Below are 14,713 nucleotides of genomic sequence, written 5' to 3' on the forward strand. Positions count from 1 at the left end.
TATCTTTGTGTCATGGTTCCTGATCATTACCTGAAACTAGATAACCAATTCTGTTTTCCCATCTACGCGCTGTCAAGGGAAATTACCCAGTTGTACCGGGCCTTCCTGGACGAACTGGATATTACCTACCCGCAATACCTCGTACTATTGGTATTGTGGCAGCACGAAAGGCAAACCGTGAACCAGCTGGGGGAAAAGCTGCTGCTGGACAGCGGCACGCTCACACCGCTGCTGAAACGGCTGGAACAGAAGCATTTGGTGAACCGTACCAGGAGCCGGGCGGACGAAAGGGTGGTGGAAATCTCCCTCACGCCCGCAGGAGCCAAACTGAAAGAGAAAGCAAGGTGCATACCCAAAGAAATGTTTGGGTTATTGGGGATTAGCCTGGAAGAAATGGAAACACTCCGGAACATCGCCCAAAAAATATTACAACATAACGCGCGGGAGCAGAAGGCCTGATCAAACAAATCGCCCTTCTATGTGTAGTCCAAATGATAAATGCTGATTACCATGTTCATACTAGCACAATTACTCACCGCTCTTGTTGCCATAGAGCACCTCTACATCCTCTGGATGGAAATGTTTGCCTGGGAAACGGCCGGAAAGAAAACGTTTAAAACGCTCCCGCCCGAACTCTTCAAACCTACCAAAGGCTTAGCCGCCAACCAGGGATTGTATAACGGCTTCCTCGCCGCAGGCCTCATCTGGTCATTCCTGATCAGCGATGTTCAGTGGATGGAAAATGTCCGCATCTTCTTCCTCGCCTGCGTAATCGCCGCCGGTATTTTCGGCGCAGTAACCGCCTCAAAGAAGATATTCTTCGTACAGGCGTTACCGGCAATACTTGCACTGATCGCCGTATTGCTGGCTGGAGTAAGTAAATAAACTTTCATATAAAATGGCATTATTAGAAGATTTACAGTGGAGGCATGCAACAAAAGCCTACAATCCGACTAAAAAAGTAAGTAAGGAAAATATTGATAAAATAGTAGAGGCGGCAAGGCTCGCGCCTACTTCCTCCGGCCTGCAGCCCTTTAAGGTGTTTGTAGTAGAAAACCAGGCTATCCGGGAAAAAATGGTACCCGGCTCCCTGAACCCTGACGTGATGCGGGAATGCTCCCACGTGCTCGTGTTCGCCGCATGGGATGCCTATACCCCGGAACGTATCGATGAAGTGTACGACCGCACCACCGCGGAAAGAGGTTTGCCCGCCGGCAGATTCAACAGCTACACGGATAAACTGAAACAGATCTACGGCGCACAAACCCCGGAACAGCATTTCGAACACAGCGCCCGTCAAACCTATATCGCATTGGGCCTGGCCCTCGCGCAGGCGGCAGAACTGCGTATCGACAGTACCCCGGCCGAAGGCTTCAGCAATGAGGTGGTAGACGAAGCCCTGAACCTCCGCGCCCAGGGCCTGCGCTCCGTATCCCTCCTGTACGTCGGCTACGGCGATCCGCAAAGGGACTGGCTCGCGCCCATGAAAAAAGTAAGAGCGCCTAAGGCTGAATTTGCCGTGGAAATATAATCCCCCACCCCGCCTTAGATTCCAACACAACAATCATAGATTTTAATACATACGCGCCCGTTACAATCTTCATTTTTGCCTTACAAAACAAGCAACATATGAAGATTGTAATTACCGGCGCATTAGGCCATATCAGCAAGCCGCTCGTACAGACGTTAGCGAAGGACCATACGCTTACCGTTATCACCCGCAACCCCGGCAACCAGGCAGCCATTGCGCAACTCGGCGCCAAAGCCGCCATCGGCTCCGTGGAAGACGTGGACTTCCTCACGGCCACCTTCACCGGTGCAGACGCCGTGTACACCATGATCCCGCCCAATAACTACTTTGACCACAGCCTGGACCTGAAGGAATACTACCGCCGCCTGGGCCGTCATTATACCGCGGCCATTGCCGCCAGCGGCGTAAGGAGAGTGGTACACCTCAGCAGTATCGGCGCGCACCTCCCTGAAGGGAATGGCATTCTCGCCTACACCTACGATGTGGAACATATCATGGACAAGCTGCCTCCACACGTAGCCATTACCCAGATCAGACCCACGTCTTTCTACTATAACCTCCTTTCCTACATACACATGATCAAAAAGGAAGGCCGCATTGCCGCCAACTATGCCGGTGCGGACGTGGTGCCATGGGTATCCCCGGATGATATAGCCGCCGCCGTAGCGGAAGAACTGGTGCGCCCTTTCACCGGCAGGGATGTACGCTACGTAGTCAGCGAAGAGGCTACCTGTAATCAAACCGCCGCCGCGCTGGGCGCAGCCATAGGCCTGCCTGATCTGCGCTGGGAGCTGGTTCCGGACGAAACCGTCCTGGCGGGGCTTACCGCCATCGGCATGAACCCCACCATTGCAGCAGGCATAGTGGAATTATACGACGCCCTGCATACCGGCCTCCTCACGGAAGATTATCGCCGCAATAAACCGGCGCAACCGGGTAAAGTAAAACTGGCGGACTATGCGAAGGAATTCGCCGCCGCATATGCTAAAAATTAACGAAATTGTACCATGGCCTCCGTACAACGATTTAAAACCATCAGCGCTTTCCACGAGTTCAGGAACATTCCTAAACCCGCGCACCCGCTGTTTAGTATGGTCAATGTAGCTGAAATGCCCCCGGGCGATTACCAGGACACGCAGAACATCGTCCTGGATTTTTACCTCATCGCACTCAAACGGAATTTTGGCGGCAATATGAAATACGGACAGCAGGAATATGATTTTGACGAAGGTATCATGGCCTTTATGGCGCCTGGACAAGTTTTCAGCATAGGCGCCAAACAAGCGGATATGCAGCAGTCGGGATGGATGCTTTACATTCATCCCGACTTCCTCTGGAACACGCCACTGGCCACTAAAATCAAACACTACGAATTCTTTGATTACGCCGTGAACGAAGCCCTCTTCCTGTCCGAAAAAGAAGAAACCACCATCCTCGGCATTATCGAAAACATGGCGCAGGAATACCATAACAATATCGACCGCTTCAGCCAGGATATTATTGTCGCGCAGCTGGAAGTACTGCTCACCTACGCCGAACGTTTTTACGAGCGCCAGTTCATCACCCGCAAGGTCAGCGGCCACCAGCTGCTCACCCGCCTGGAAGAGCTGCTGAACAACTGGTTCCGGCATACCGGTAACGCCGCCAAAGGCCTGCCCTCCGTCAGGGAAATATCCGCCGCCCTGCACGTATCCCCCAACTACCTCAGCGGCGTGCTCAAAAGCATCACCGGTAAAAGTACCCTGCAACATATACAAGATAAGGTCATAGAGGTAGCGAAGGAAAAACTCAGCACCACGGATATGTCCGTCAGCGAAATTGCCTATGAACTGGGGTTTGACTATCCGCAAACTTTCAGTAAATTGTTCAAAGCCAAAACAGCTGTATCCCCGGTGGAATTCCGGCAGTCGTTCAACTGACGGTTGCAACGGGGGATGACTAACGATAACGCCTGTATGAACGCCAGAGAGATCCTGCAAATCTTCCGCAACCAACACCTGTTCGACCGTACCATCACCGTAGGCCGCCAGGAATACCTGAAACATGCCGGTACTACGGATACCAATATCTACCTGGTAGAAGAAGGCAGCGTCCGGATTTTTATCGTGGATGGGGAAGAGGAAAGGATTATCCGCTTTGGCTATAAGGGTAACATCATCGTTTCGCTGGACAGCTTCCTGTCCGAAAAGCCCTCGGAGTTTTATATGCAGGCCATTCGTAAATCCACCGTCAGCATCATCCCGAAGGAAAAATTTATGGCGTTTATCCGTAGCAGTGAGCAACACCTCCAACTATGGGCTACCATCCTGGAGGACCTCGTGCTGCAACAGGTAGAGCGGGAAAAAGATCTCCTCTTCAACGCCCCGGCAGAGCGCTACGAGCGGGTACTGCAGCGCAGCCCGCAGCTCTTCCAGGAAATTCCGCACAAGTATATTGCCAACTACCTGCGCATGACGCCGGAAACGCTTTCCCGCCTCAAAAAATCTTGATCTCAATCAAGATGCGCTAACCGTTTAACCGGGAGATTTGTAAAAAATGAAATTTATGACAATCCCTGTTGAACAACTCCTCGCTGAACTGGAACAGATAACGCAGCAAAATATCGCCTTCGCGCAGCAGGCGCGCAACTACCCGCCGGCGCTGTTGCAGGCCCGGCCTGCCGATGGCGGGTGGACCGTCCTCGAATGCCTGGAACACCTGAACCGCTACGGTAATTTTTATATCCCGGAAATCAACAAACGGTTGCTGGCATCGCGGCATGCGCCTGCCCTGCTGTTTAAGAGCGGGAGGATAGGGAACTACTTCGCCGGGATGATGCTCCCAAAAGCCCGGCCCAACAAGATGAAAACGCTGAAGGTAATGAACCCCATCCATGCGCCGCTGGGTCCTGCCACGCTGAATAACTTTTTGCGGCAGCAACAGCAACTGGTGGATATCCTTGCACGCTGCCGTACGGCCAACCTGCAAAAAGTACGCACCGCCATCAGCATAACGCCCCTGCTCAAATTAAGGCTGGGCGATACGTTGCGGGTAGTCGTCTATCATAATCTCCGGCATGTAAAGCAGGCGGAAAAAATCATTGCGAAGGAAGCTGTCAGCTCGCCACATCCGTCAGCAGCCGGTTTGTAAACGCGCACTTTATCAGCATGGCGGTATTGCGGGCATTTAATTTTCCCATGAGGTTGCGCCGGTGGCTATCCACCGTATCGGCGCTGATAAACAGCTTTTCCGCAATCTCATGATTGGTATGCCCGTCCGCAATGAGGGTCAGCACTTCCTTTTCCCTTTTGGTGATGTGCAGGTGATTGCGCAGCGCGCGGATGTCCGCTTCCAGCGCAGGGGAGAGGAAGGTATGACCGGCCAGGATCGTGTGTATGGCGGCCATCAGTTCTTCCTTGTCGGCATTTTTGATGAGGCAGCCGCTGGCGCCATTGTCCAGCATGCGGGCAATGTTGCCGTCACTGCGGCTATAACTCAGCGCCAGGATGCTCGTATGTGGGTACAGCTGGCGGATAGTGGCGCAAAGCTCTGCAGAGTTCACATCCGGCAGGGCCGTATCCAGCAGCACAAGGTCCGCCGGGCAAAGCGCGAGCTGGTGAAGGCATGCCGCGCCGGTTCTTGCTTCCCCGGTTATTTCAATATCTTGTTCAAGGTGTAATAATGCTCTCAGTCCTTCCAGGATCAATGGATGATCGTCCACAAAAAAAAGTCGGGCCATGGTTTTTCTTATTTGCTGTACTTGGGCTTGCAGTTTAGTGGCATAGCCATGACGGGTTATTCGAATATAGTTTTCATTTCGTAGTTCTCTAAGATAGCTAAAAAAATCGTAGCAAGATAATTTTAAAAAAATCACACCATCAGCAATGATTCTGCCCATGCAGGCCTGATCTCCGGGGCTACGAAAGTGATGAGCGACAACCCGATGCCGCAGATGCCTTCCAGCATATTATGACTGTTCACGTATTCGGGGTGATGATAGAATTTATATCCTGCCGGTCCGTCCGGGAAGTTATTTTGAGTAAGGGCGGTCCGCCACCAGTGCTGCGCGTTTTCCAGCAGCTTGCTGTCGTTGGCATTGATGCCGGCCTGCTGCAGCATCACGGCAATGCCGGCGCTGCCATGGCAGAGGCATGCATCCTGCACGGAACCGTTTTTCGCATCGCGGTGCGTGGCAATATGCGTGAAAATTTCGAAGGCATATTCCTTCCAGGCGGGTACGCCCATGCGGCTGCCGGCGTCCCAAAGGGCGGAGGCAATCCCCAGGTCTCCGTAACACCAGCCCAGCCTGCTATGCACATTGCCGGCGGTGGCATGCTGCGCGTCCACCAATACGGGGAACAGGCTGATGCCCGCTACCTGGCTGGTTTTGCGGGTGCTGATCAGCCAGTTCACGGCCTGCTGCACCATAGGGCGGATGATTTCCCGGGCAATGTTTTTTTCGTATATCCGTGCTAGTATGGAGATGATGGCGGGGTTGCCGTGGGCCAGCCCGAGGTTAAACAAAGGCCGCTCTTCGTTTTCCAGGCTGAGGGAGCTGAAGAGGTCTTTCCAGGCAATACCCTGCCGCAGTTTAAACGCCTGGCTGTCCAGCTCCATCACCAGTTTTTCCAGCTGCTGCCGGGCCACAGGAGAGGGGAGCCGGTTCAGAAAATAGAGCGCTACGCCGAGGCCCTGGTGCAGGAAATCGAATTTATGCAGGGCGGTTTCCAGGTCCATCCACTGCGCCAGCTGCACGTCTGTTTCCGCAAAAGTTTCGTTGAGGTCATCTTCTTCAATGAGGCCCATCTGGGCCAGGTGCAGCAGCGTCCACGCGATGCCGGAAAGGCCGCTGCAATGAGAGCCGTTGATGCTGGTGGTAGCCACTGCATCCAGGCTGCGCTGGATAACAGTATAGGCCGTGTCGAGGTGGCTTTCCTCCCCGGTGAGCTGGTAGTAATAAGCGAAGAATAAGGCGCTGCCGGTGTAACCGCCCAGCAGTCCGGGATATTCGCCCGTGGCGGCAAAAGTACTGAGTTCCCTGCTGATCTGTTCGAGTATGTTGATGGCTGCTTGTCTGTCGGGCATATAGGAAGTTCATTACGTCAAAAAGGCAAAACATGCATGTACTGCATGTTTTGCCAGTTGTTCCTGTGAATACAAACGGTTGCACACAATGGTGTATGCGGGGTAAATGTGATACGGTCATACAGCCCCTGAAGGACTGCGGCCGGCGGTTTAGAACCTGCAGGAATCAATACTGCAGATAGGCGCGCCCTGACTGGTGTTGTCAGCGCAGATGCGCCAGGTGCAAAGCACGCTGCAGGTATTGGCAGTAGCCGCATTGGCTGCCGCCTGCACGGCGCCGCCAAGAGCGGCCACCTTCACTTTACCCAGGTGTAATTTTTTCTGTGATGATGATTTTTTCATAATCAAGGATTTGATGTCATTACAGGAATCAGAACCTGCATGAGTCTACACTGCATACAGGAGCGCCTTGGCTCAGACAGGAGATCTTGATAGAAATGGAATAGATCGCAGGCGCATTGCCGTCCGCCTTCTTTCCCAGTTCTGCCACTTTGATTTTGCCGAGGTGTAATTTCTTTTCTGATGTCTTTTTCATGAAACAGGATTTAGTTTTTTCTCAAAGAAAATTAGATGCAGGATGCTTTCGTACTTGGAGGCGTACATTTTGCAAACAGGCTGCAACCGGTGTAGGTTGGCGCTTTAGCATCTCTTTCTCTGGAAGTTGCGTTCAGGCTTGAAACTTTGATTTTGCCCAGTGCGAGCTTTTTTTCGGATGTTTTTCTCATAACCAATTTTTGTGTTGTTAAAAAAAATTATAGCTGAAAGGAGATTTATTTTGAGGATTTATTTTTTCATTACAGGTTTTCTATTCTCTTACAGGCATATCCTAAAAGTAGGAACAAACTGCAAAAAACGTAATCCCGTAAAAGCGTGATTTTTAGGTAGATGTTGAAACATGAAATATCCCGTTTTTACGGGATAGGCTGCCATCGCAATTCCATTTAAATTCATTGGCTACACGATAATAACCATGATTTGCGCTGAGAATTACTTTGCTTTGAGAACGCCTATGCTGCCGGTGAGTACCCTCCAACGTTTGCAGCATACCACTGTAGACAGCCTGCCTGCCGCCATCCGGGAAATATTTGCCGACGCGCGTTTACAGGAGGCCATATATATCGCTTCCACGGATTTATACCAGGAAATGCAGCGATGGCTCAATGGCCAGCCACTGCCCCCTAAAGAGGAGGAGAAACTGGTTTTCTCCCTCTACCGCTACCTGCTGCGCATGAGTACCCGCTGCACGCCCTACGGGCTGTTTGCAGGCGTTACCACCGGTAGCAGTAATAACAAAAGTCGGGTGGTTTTGGGAGAAGATCTACTGCATCGTAAATATTGCCGTCTCGACATGAACTACGTGGCGGAGTTGGCAAAAGCCATCACTACGGCCCCGCCTATACGGGAAAAGCTCCTGTATTACCCGAATAACTCCATCTATCTGTCCGGCAGCCGTTTTCGCTATGCAGCCTATACCCTGCGCAATAAGGTCCGCAACTACTACCTCACCGCAGTGGATAATACAGATTACCTGCGGCAACTCCTGGCTACCGCCGCAAACGGCGCCACGCTGGAACAAATCCGGCAATGCCTGATCAGCGAAGAAAATGAAATCACCTGGTACGATGCGGATGAATTTGTGCAGGAACTCCTCGCCAACCAACTGCTCGTAAGTGAACTGGAACCTACCGTTACAGGCACGGAATTTTTCCATATCCTGCTGGAACGTATCCGGCAAATGCCGGAAGCCGCGCCGGTTGCCGCCAGCCTGCAGCGGATTGCTGACCTGCTGCAAACCCCCGGCATGGCCGCTTACACGGAAGTCAACGCCATCGTAAAACAACTGCTCCCCGATACCAGCAGTAAGGACCTTCTGCAAACGGACCTCTACCTGCATACCACCGCTAACCAGCTCTCCGAAAAAGTATTGAACGAACTGGCCACCCAGGCGGCGGACCTCGCAGTGCTGGCCCGCAGCGGCATCAGTCCTGACCTGGAACAGTTCATCAGCGCATTCTCCGCCCGCTACGAAGAGCAGGAAGTGCCCCTCAGCCTCGCGCTCGACACGGAAGCCGGCATCGGCTACGGCGCCCATACCGGCGGGGATCATACCCCCCTGCTGGAAGAGCTGCAACTCCCCGCCGCGCCAGGCAGGGCCAGCATCACAGCGGATAAATTACTGACGCTGCAACTCCGGCGCCTCCGCGAAAACACGGATGAAATCATACTCACGAAGGCAGACCTGCAGGCCCTGCAGCCGGATCGCCCGCCGGTACTACCTGCCAGCGCTTACCTCATGGGTAAGCTACTCGCAACGGATGCCGCCTCGATAGACGAAGGTAACTATGGTTTTGAGCTTCACGGATGCAACGGCCCCTCGGCAGCCAACCTGCTGGGCCGTTTCTGCCATGGCGATGCACTGCTCAGCGAGCAGGTAAATCTTTCCCTAAAAAAAGAAGAAGCACTTAACAACGACGTCATTTTTGCGGAAGTGGTGCACCTGCCCGAATCCCGCACCGGCAATATTTTAATGCGCCCACGGTTACGCCCCTACGAAATTGTGTACCTCGCCGCCAGCGAAGCCGCCGCGCACCAAATCCCCGTGTCGGACCTGATGGTCAGCGTGCGGCAGGGGAAAGTGCGCCTCCGCTCCATCCGGCACAATAAATGGGTCGTCCCCCGCATGAGTACCGCCCATAATTACCGCAACGGCCTGCCCGTTTATAAATTCCTCTGCGAACTGCAATTCCAGGACTATGAACCGGGCTACTCCTGGCAATGGCTTGTGGGCAACGATTTCACCTTCCTGCCCCGCGTGCGCTACGGCAACTTCATCCTGCATAAACGCACCTGGATTTGGCGCAAATCGGAAAATACGTATAACCGCGACCGTTATACAGAACATATCGCCGCCTTCCGGCAAAAGTGGAACCTGCCGCAATACGTTGTAGTAACGGAAGGGGACAATGACCTGGTGATAGACCTCGACAGCCCCGCCGCCGTGGCCCTCCTCGGCAAAATCATGGACCGCTCCGAACAAATCATCCTGCAGGAACACCTGCAAACGCCGGATCAATGCTGGGTACAAGGCCCCCATGGCCGCCATGCGAACGAGCTGGTACTGCCCCTGTTCAACAAAGCCGCCAAACTGGACCTCCCGCCTGTGCAAACGCCGGCGGTCAACATTCAGCGCAGCTTCCACACCGGCAGCGAATGGCTTTACGTGAAACTCTACTGCGGCACCCGCACCGCGGAAGATATGCTCAAGGAAGTGATCGCCCCCGTGGTAACCACCCTCCAGGAGGAAGGCGTGATACAACAATGGTTCTTCATCCGCTATACGGACCCGGAACATCACCTGCGCGTGCGCTTCCGGAATGCGGACGACCCCCGCTTCTGGCAGACCGTACTGCAACGGCTATACGAAATAGCGGACAACTCCGTCAATAAAAACCTCATCAGCAAAATACAAACCGATACCTATGTGCGGGAAATTGAGCGCTATGGCAATGATACCATGGCCTTCAGCGAAGCCGTGTTCCATCACGACAGCCGGTTTGTGCTGCAACTCATCCAGCTGCTGGATGACGAAAGCGGGGAGGAGTACCGCTGGAAAATTGGCGTAGCCGGCACGGACCAGCTGCTGGATGCATTCGGATGTACGCTGGCGGAAAAAGCCGCGCTGATGCGCCAGCTGCAACAACACTTCTTCAAAGAGTTTAACGGTAACAAAGCCCTGCAACAACAACTCAATGACAAATACCGCCAGGCCGCGCCGGAGCTGACGGCCATGCTCTCCGGGCAGCTGCCGGAGGAAGTACTGCAACTATTGGAAGAACGGCGTATAGCCATTGCCGGTAGTTTGGCCGCGCAGCCTATTACGGATAAATTCAGCCTGCTCTCCAGCTACATCCACATGTTCCTGAACCGCCTGCTGCTGGCCGCCCAACGCAAACATGAACTGGTGATCTATCATTTCCTGGACAGGTACTATACCTCGCTGCTGGCCCGCGCGAAAAAAACAGTGACAGTTTAACCGCTTATTCAAAAAAAGGGCAGCGCCTGCGCACTGCCCCACGGAATAAGATGGATGGCTTACAAGGAATACTTCCAGCCCTTTGCCTGCCAGTAGCTGATAATAGGCTTAAACGGCCCGTATTTGTGCTGGCTGGCGGGGAAGGTATCCGCAAATGGCCCGAGGTCATAATCGATGGCTTTTTCATTGATATGCGGGTAATCGAAGCTCTTCGGGTTAGGGCGGGCATGCAGCGCGTCGTTATTGACAAATGCCGCAATGTCCAGTGCATCGGCATCGGAGAGGAAAGGCCCTTGCTCCGTTTTATCGTAAGGCATATTGTTTTTCAGCCATTCCGCCTGCTTTACCACGCGGTGCATACTCGACCCCGGCTGGTAGGAGGCAGGCCCCCACAGCGGCGGATACGTGTAGGCAGTGCCTTCCGGGTTGAGCTGCCCGGCGCCGTCCTTCCCATGGCAACGCTCGCAGTGCTGCACAAATAATTCTGCGCCATGGATGGGATTGGCCGCCACATCCGGCAGGTCCAGCTTGCGGTTGTGCTGCCCCTTAAAAGGCTGCCCCTTCGGCGCATAGGAATTGATCCACTTCAGGTACGCGAGGAAGGCCACCATCTCTTTACTGTCCAGCGGCAACGGCTTGCCGTTATGCGGGCGCGTTACGCAGTTGTTCACCCTTTCTGCCAGGGTGAGTACCTTCCCTTCCCGGGCGCGGTACTGCGGATAGTTATCGTGCGAAGCCAGCAGGTTAAAGGAAAACGGTTTTGTGCCGCCATCCTGGTGGCAGTTGGTACAGCTCATCAGGTTGCCGGTATAATGCCCTGCACTGCCTTTGGGGCCTATGTATCTGGCCGTGTTCATCATGAGCTCCCGGCCGTATTGCACGAGCTCTCCGAACTTATCGTTGGGAATATTTTTCAGATCGATGGTGACGGTGATCTCCTTCGGCGCTTCCGGCGCGGCATTGCTTGCCTTGCCTTCTACTTTGGAGCCGCAGGAAGTAGTAGCTGCGGCTACTCCCAAACCAAGCGCTCCTATCACAATAAAAAGTCTTTTCATCTGTACTGGTTTAGTGGCCGGCATGATTAATAGCCGGGCTGGTGGATAAATGGTTGTACCCTTTCCGCAGGAATAAAGCTGGCCCTGTAGGACGACATCCCCGTTTTCAGCAACCACAGGAAACGCCCTTCCAGGTTGGTCAGCAGCACGGAGTTGCGTTTAGTGGCGCAGGTCAGCAACGTGCTGTCCGTCAGCTGGTAGCTGCTGCCCATCCGCTCATTGTAAAATTCCGGCGGTAATACCGTGTTGTTGACCAGCTTCGCCTGCTGCCCGTCAATGGCAAAGGTGAGCGTGCGGGATGTTTTCTTACTGACGCCGTTATCGAAAAAGGTTAAATAATCCCGCTGATCGAAATGTATCCCGTGCGCCTGGTCAAAATATGCGCTGTCCGGAAGCGGGAAGGTACCGTTCTTTCCCAGCGTCCATAAGCGTTTGCCGGTTTTGCTGTCTATTTTCCAGATCTGCCCGTTGTTGTAAAAAGATACCAGGTAATTCCCGTCTTTATCGATCGCAACACAATTGGCATGCATCCAGTCCGCCTTTTCTTGCAGGATATTTTTTTCCTGCAGGGGATTCAGCTCGTCAAACACGGTCCATTTCCAGACCTTGCGGCCTTTCCTGTCCAGCACGAGGATGCCGTCCCCTTTGATGGTATCCGCTTTTTTGCCGCCGATGCTGCTTAGGTCCATCACCCGCTCCTCCACGCAGAGGGTGAGGAGATGCCCTTTGTCTTCCAGGATTTCGTGGTGGATGGTTTGCTGAAAATCCCCCATCCCTTTTTTAAGGTACAGGAGCGTATCGCCCGTGAGCGATACTTCCAGGATCTGATCCCCGTAGCTGGTTTCATAGCCGGCGCCACCCAGCAGGCCCAGCACTGTATTGTTGTTTGTAAACCGCGCTACCTTATAGCCGGCATTGTGTACGGCGTGGTACCATACGATGTTGCCGCGCGCGTTGACCAAGCATACATACCCGGGGTCCTCCCGCTGGGTAAGCAGGACGTAGCCTTTCGCAAAATTAGCCGGCAGCGCGCTGCTATCGGGGCAGACTATACGAAAAATATCCTTCATCCAAACGGGCATATCGTTGGTGGTAAATTCATAAACCTTACCGGCCTTCAGGCGGCTGCCATGGCCGGTAAGGATCCTGTATTCATATTTCGTAGCTGCGTGCAGGTTAGTCAGCACCACCCGGTGCACCGTTTTGCCGGTGGAGAGTGGCGTGGTAGTAGTTTCCGTGGGATGCCCCTGCGGCCAGTATTCCACCGCTGCGTCCCGCTCCGCGCGGCAGGTAATTTTGATAGCGGCCTTTAACGCGTTCGCATCTACGGGCAACACCATGATCTCCTGTACATCGGTGCTGTAGGTACTGCAGGACGGTAGTGCCAGCAACAACAGGGCTGCCGCTAAGATCAGCGGCAGCCTGTTGCATATGTGATTCCATTTTATCATCGGCAAAGTGGATGTTCCGGGAAAAATACTGTTTTTACTGGCGTCTGTCACCGTTGCTGAGTTTTTTATTGATATCCGTTTGCGCCTGCGGGTAAGAGAAGTACTTATCCCTCGGCATCTGGATGGTAGGCGTGAGCTTGGCCGCTTTCAGGTAAGTATTCACCACGGTTTCATATTTACCCATGCGGATCAGGTCCTGCCGGCGTTTGCACTCGAAGAAGAACTCCCAGCCGCGTTCCTGCAAAATAGCATCCCGCAGGGTTTCGCGGGTAAACGTGCCGGCCGCTCCCAGGAGAGGCGCTTTGGCGCGGGCTTTTACGCGGTTGATCAGGTCCACCGCTTCCTGGGTAGGCCCGGAGATTTCGTTGATGATTTCCGCGCGGCTCAGCAGGATGTCCGCATAACGCAGGATGGGAAACACGTGCCCGTCGTAATAGGTAGTGGACCCGTTCGGATCGGCGAACTTCTTGGTCGCCACGTCCGGCATGTAATACTCTCCCGCAGGCGGGTTGGTAGCTCCCGGAGGCGCCTGTTTGTAATGCAGTCCGTCCGATCCCTGGTAGTCGTAATAAAACAGCTGCTTGCGTTCATCGGCAGCGTTGAAGGTATTCCAGAAGTACCAGGTCACGGCAAAATACTGCCAGCGGTCCGTTACCGTCGGGTGGTTCAGTGGGCCGAAGTGGTTGAGTATTTCCACGGCATCCGTCAGCGGGTCCGCCAGGGCGGAAAAGATGCTTTCTTGGTTCCACTTATTCTTTTCCGCAAAGAGGCCGGCATAGGAAGGGTAGAGGTCATAGCCCAGGCCCATTACCTGCTGGGTCAGCGGCAGCGCTTTCTCCCACTGGTGTTCGCGCATATAGAGCTTCGTCAGCAGGGAGAGTGCGGCGCCTTTGGTAGCGCGGCCTATATCATTCGTGCTGTACACGGCGTTGCCCACGTAATTCACGGGCAGGTTGGCCGCAGCAAATTCCAGGTCTTTCACGATCAGCTGGTTCACCTGCTCCACCGGCGAAGGCGGCAGCTGGTCAAAGTAAGTGGGATTGTCCTGGTTTTGCGCCACGGTGGAATCAGTCACCAGGATCACGGGGCCAAAGGCATCCGTGAGGTCCACATAGCCCAGCGCGCGGAGGAAGCGCAGCTCTGCGAGGAACTGTGTCTTTTGCGCTTCCGTGAGGTTGGTCATCCGCGAGATGTTATAGATCGCGATGTTGGCATCCGTTACCAGCTTGTACTGGTGCTGCCAGGCAAAGGCCAGGTAGGTATTGGCCGGCGCCCACTGGCATTCGGACATCAGGCCCACATCTCCGCCGGAGCTGGCATGCCCGATGTCGGTCGTGAGGTCGGAAATAGTTACCTGGAAACCGGCGTAATACATCCAGGCATCGGAGCGGCCGCTCGGCTGCTTCAAGCGGGAGTACACCCCGTTCACGGCGGCTTTGGCATCGCTCAGGGTCAAAAAAGCATTGCTGCCTGTAAGAAAGCTGTAGACTTTCGGGTCCTGCAGTTTGCTGCAGGATGCGGCCCCCAGCATCAATGCAGCCAATGCGATATATCTGAATTTCATTTCTCTAAAGATTAC

At 53.9% G+C, this 14,713-nt stretch carries 16 protein-coding genes; 8 read left to right on the top strand and 8 right to left on the bottom strand.

Going from position 1 to position 14,713, the window contains the following annotated elements:
- Positions 1-12 precede the first annotated feature (12 nt).
- The 7 genes from BOC67_RS01965 to BOC67_RS01995 all read left to right on the top strand — a co-directional run bounded on the left by BOC67_RS01965 (position 13) and on the right by BOC67_RS01995 (position 4,660).
- Entirely contained in the window at positions 13-459 is a 447-nt protein-coding gene (locus tag BOC67_RS01965) for a MarR family winged helix-turn-helix transcriptional regulator (protein WP_291906673.1), read from the top strand.
- A 51-nt stretch (positions 460-510) separates the two neighbouring features.
- Entirely contained in the window at positions 511-885 is a 375-nt protein-coding gene (locus BOC67_RS01970) for a DUF1304 domain-containing protein (protein ID WP_291906674.1), read from the top strand.
- A gap of 13 nt (positions 886-898) precedes the next feature.
- Positions 899-1,531 (top strand): nitroreductase family protein, encoded by a 633-nt coding sequence (locus BOC67_RS01975; protein ID WP_291906676.1) that lies wholly within the window; start codon positions 899-901, stop codon positions 1,529-1,531.
- 98 nt (positions 1,532-1,629) lie between these two features.
- Positions 1,630-2,526 (top strand): NAD(P)H-binding protein, encoded by an 897-nt coding sequence (locus BOC67_RS01980; protein ID WP_291906678.1) that lies wholly within the window; start codon positions 1,630-1,632, stop codon positions 2,524-2,526.
- A gap of 12 nt (positions 2,527-2,538) precedes the next feature.
- Positions 2,539-3,450: a helix-turn-helix transcriptional regulator gene (locus BOC67_RS01985; RefSeq protein ID WP_291906680.1), complete on the top strand. Its 912-nt coding sequence runs from the start codon at positions 2,539-2,541 to the stop codon at positions 3,448-3,450.
- Between the two features lie 36 nt (positions 3,451-3,486).
- Positions 3,487-4,020, top strand: coding sequence for a Crp/Fnr family transcriptional regulator (locus BOC67_RS01990; RefSeq protein ID WP_291906682.1), 534 nt, complete (start codon positions 3,487-3,489; stop codon positions 4,018-4,020).
- A gap of 55 nt (positions 4,021-4,075) precedes the next feature.
- Positions 4,076-4,660, top strand: a complete 585-nt coding sequence (locus BOC67_RS01995) for a DinB family protein (protein WP_291906684.1) — start codon at positions 4,076-4,078, stop codon at positions 4,658-4,660.
- Here BOC67_RS01995 and BOC67_RS02000 read toward each other — a convergent pair.
- The 5 genes from BOC67_RS02000 to BOC67_RS02020 form a co-directional block, all read right to left on the bottom strand.
- Positions 4,626-5,249, bottom strand: a complete 624-nt coding sequence (locus BOC67_RS02000; RefSeq protein ID WP_291906686.1) for a response regulator transcription factor — start codon at positions 5,247-5,249, stop codon at positions 4,626-4,628. The genes BOC67_RS01995 and BOC67_RS02000 overlap by 35 nt on opposite strands.
- A 131-nt stretch (positions 5,250-5,380) precedes the next feature.
- On the bottom strand, positions 5,381-6,595 hold the full coding sequence (locus tag BOC67_RS02005) for a lanthionine synthetase C family protein (protein ID WP_291906687.1): 1,215 nt from the start codon (positions 6,593-6,595) through the stop codon (positions 5,381-5,383).
- A 150-nt stretch (positions 6,596-6,745) separates the two neighbouring features.
- On the bottom strand, positions 6,746-6,937 hold the full coding sequence (locus BOC67_RS02010; protein ID WP_291906688.1) for a hypothetical protein: 192 nt from the start codon (positions 6,935-6,937) through the stop codon (positions 6,746-6,748).
- A gap of 28 nt (positions 6,938-6,965) precedes the next feature.
- Positions 6,966-7,130, bottom strand: coding sequence for a hypothetical protein (locus BOC67_RS02015; RefSeq protein ID WP_291906690.1), 165 nt, complete (start codon positions 7,128-7,130; stop codon positions 6,966-6,968).
- Positions 7,131-7,161: 31 nt separating this feature from the next.
- Entirely contained in the window at positions 7,162-7,320 is a 159-nt protein-coding gene (locus BOC67_RS02020; protein ID WP_291906691.1) for a hypothetical protein, read from the bottom strand.
- A 272-nt stretch (positions 7,321-7,592) separates the two neighbouring features.
- On the opposite strand from BOC67_RS02020, the gene BOC67_RS02025 reads away from it, so the two are divergent.
- Positions 7,593-10,628, top strand: coding sequence for a lantibiotic dehydratase (locus BOC67_RS02025; protein ID WP_291906692.1), 3,036 nt, complete (start codon positions 7,593-7,595; stop codon positions 10,626-10,628).
- Between the two features lie 59 nt (positions 10,629-10,687).
- On the opposite strand, the gene BOC67_RS02030 is transcribed toward BOC67_RS02025, so the two are convergent.
- The 3 genes from BOC67_RS02030 to BOC67_RS02040 are packed head-to-tail and all read right to left on the bottom strand — an operon-like array spanning position 10,688 to position 14,698.
- Positions 10,688-11,683 (bottom strand): c-type cytochrome, encoded by a 996-nt coding sequence (locus BOC67_RS02030; RefSeq protein WP_291906693.1) that lies wholly within the window; start codon positions 11,681-11,683, stop codon positions 10,688-10,690.
- 26 nt (positions 11,684-11,709) lie between these two features.
- Positions 11,710-13,134 (bottom strand): aryl-sulfate sulfotransferase, encoded by a 1,425-nt coding sequence (locus BOC67_RS02035; RefSeq protein WP_291906694.1) that lies wholly within the window; start codon positions 13,132-13,134, stop codon positions 11,710-11,712.
- A 34-nt stretch (positions 13,135-13,168) separates the two neighbouring features.
- The gene (locus BOC67_RS02040) at positions 13,169-14,698 is read right to left on the bottom strand and encodes a RagB/SusD family nutrient uptake outer membrane protein (RefSeq protein ID WP_291906695.1); all 1,530 of its coding nucleotides are present in this window, start codon (positions 14,696-14,698) and stop codon (positions 13,169-13,171) included.
- Positions 14,699-14,713 lie beyond the last annotated feature (15 nt).

It is taken from the genome of Chitinophaga sp. CB10, from assembly GCA_001870995.2.
In the GTDB taxonomy this organism is placed as follows: Bacteria; Bacteroidota; Bacteroidia; order Chitinophagales; family Chitinophagaceae; genus Chitinophaga.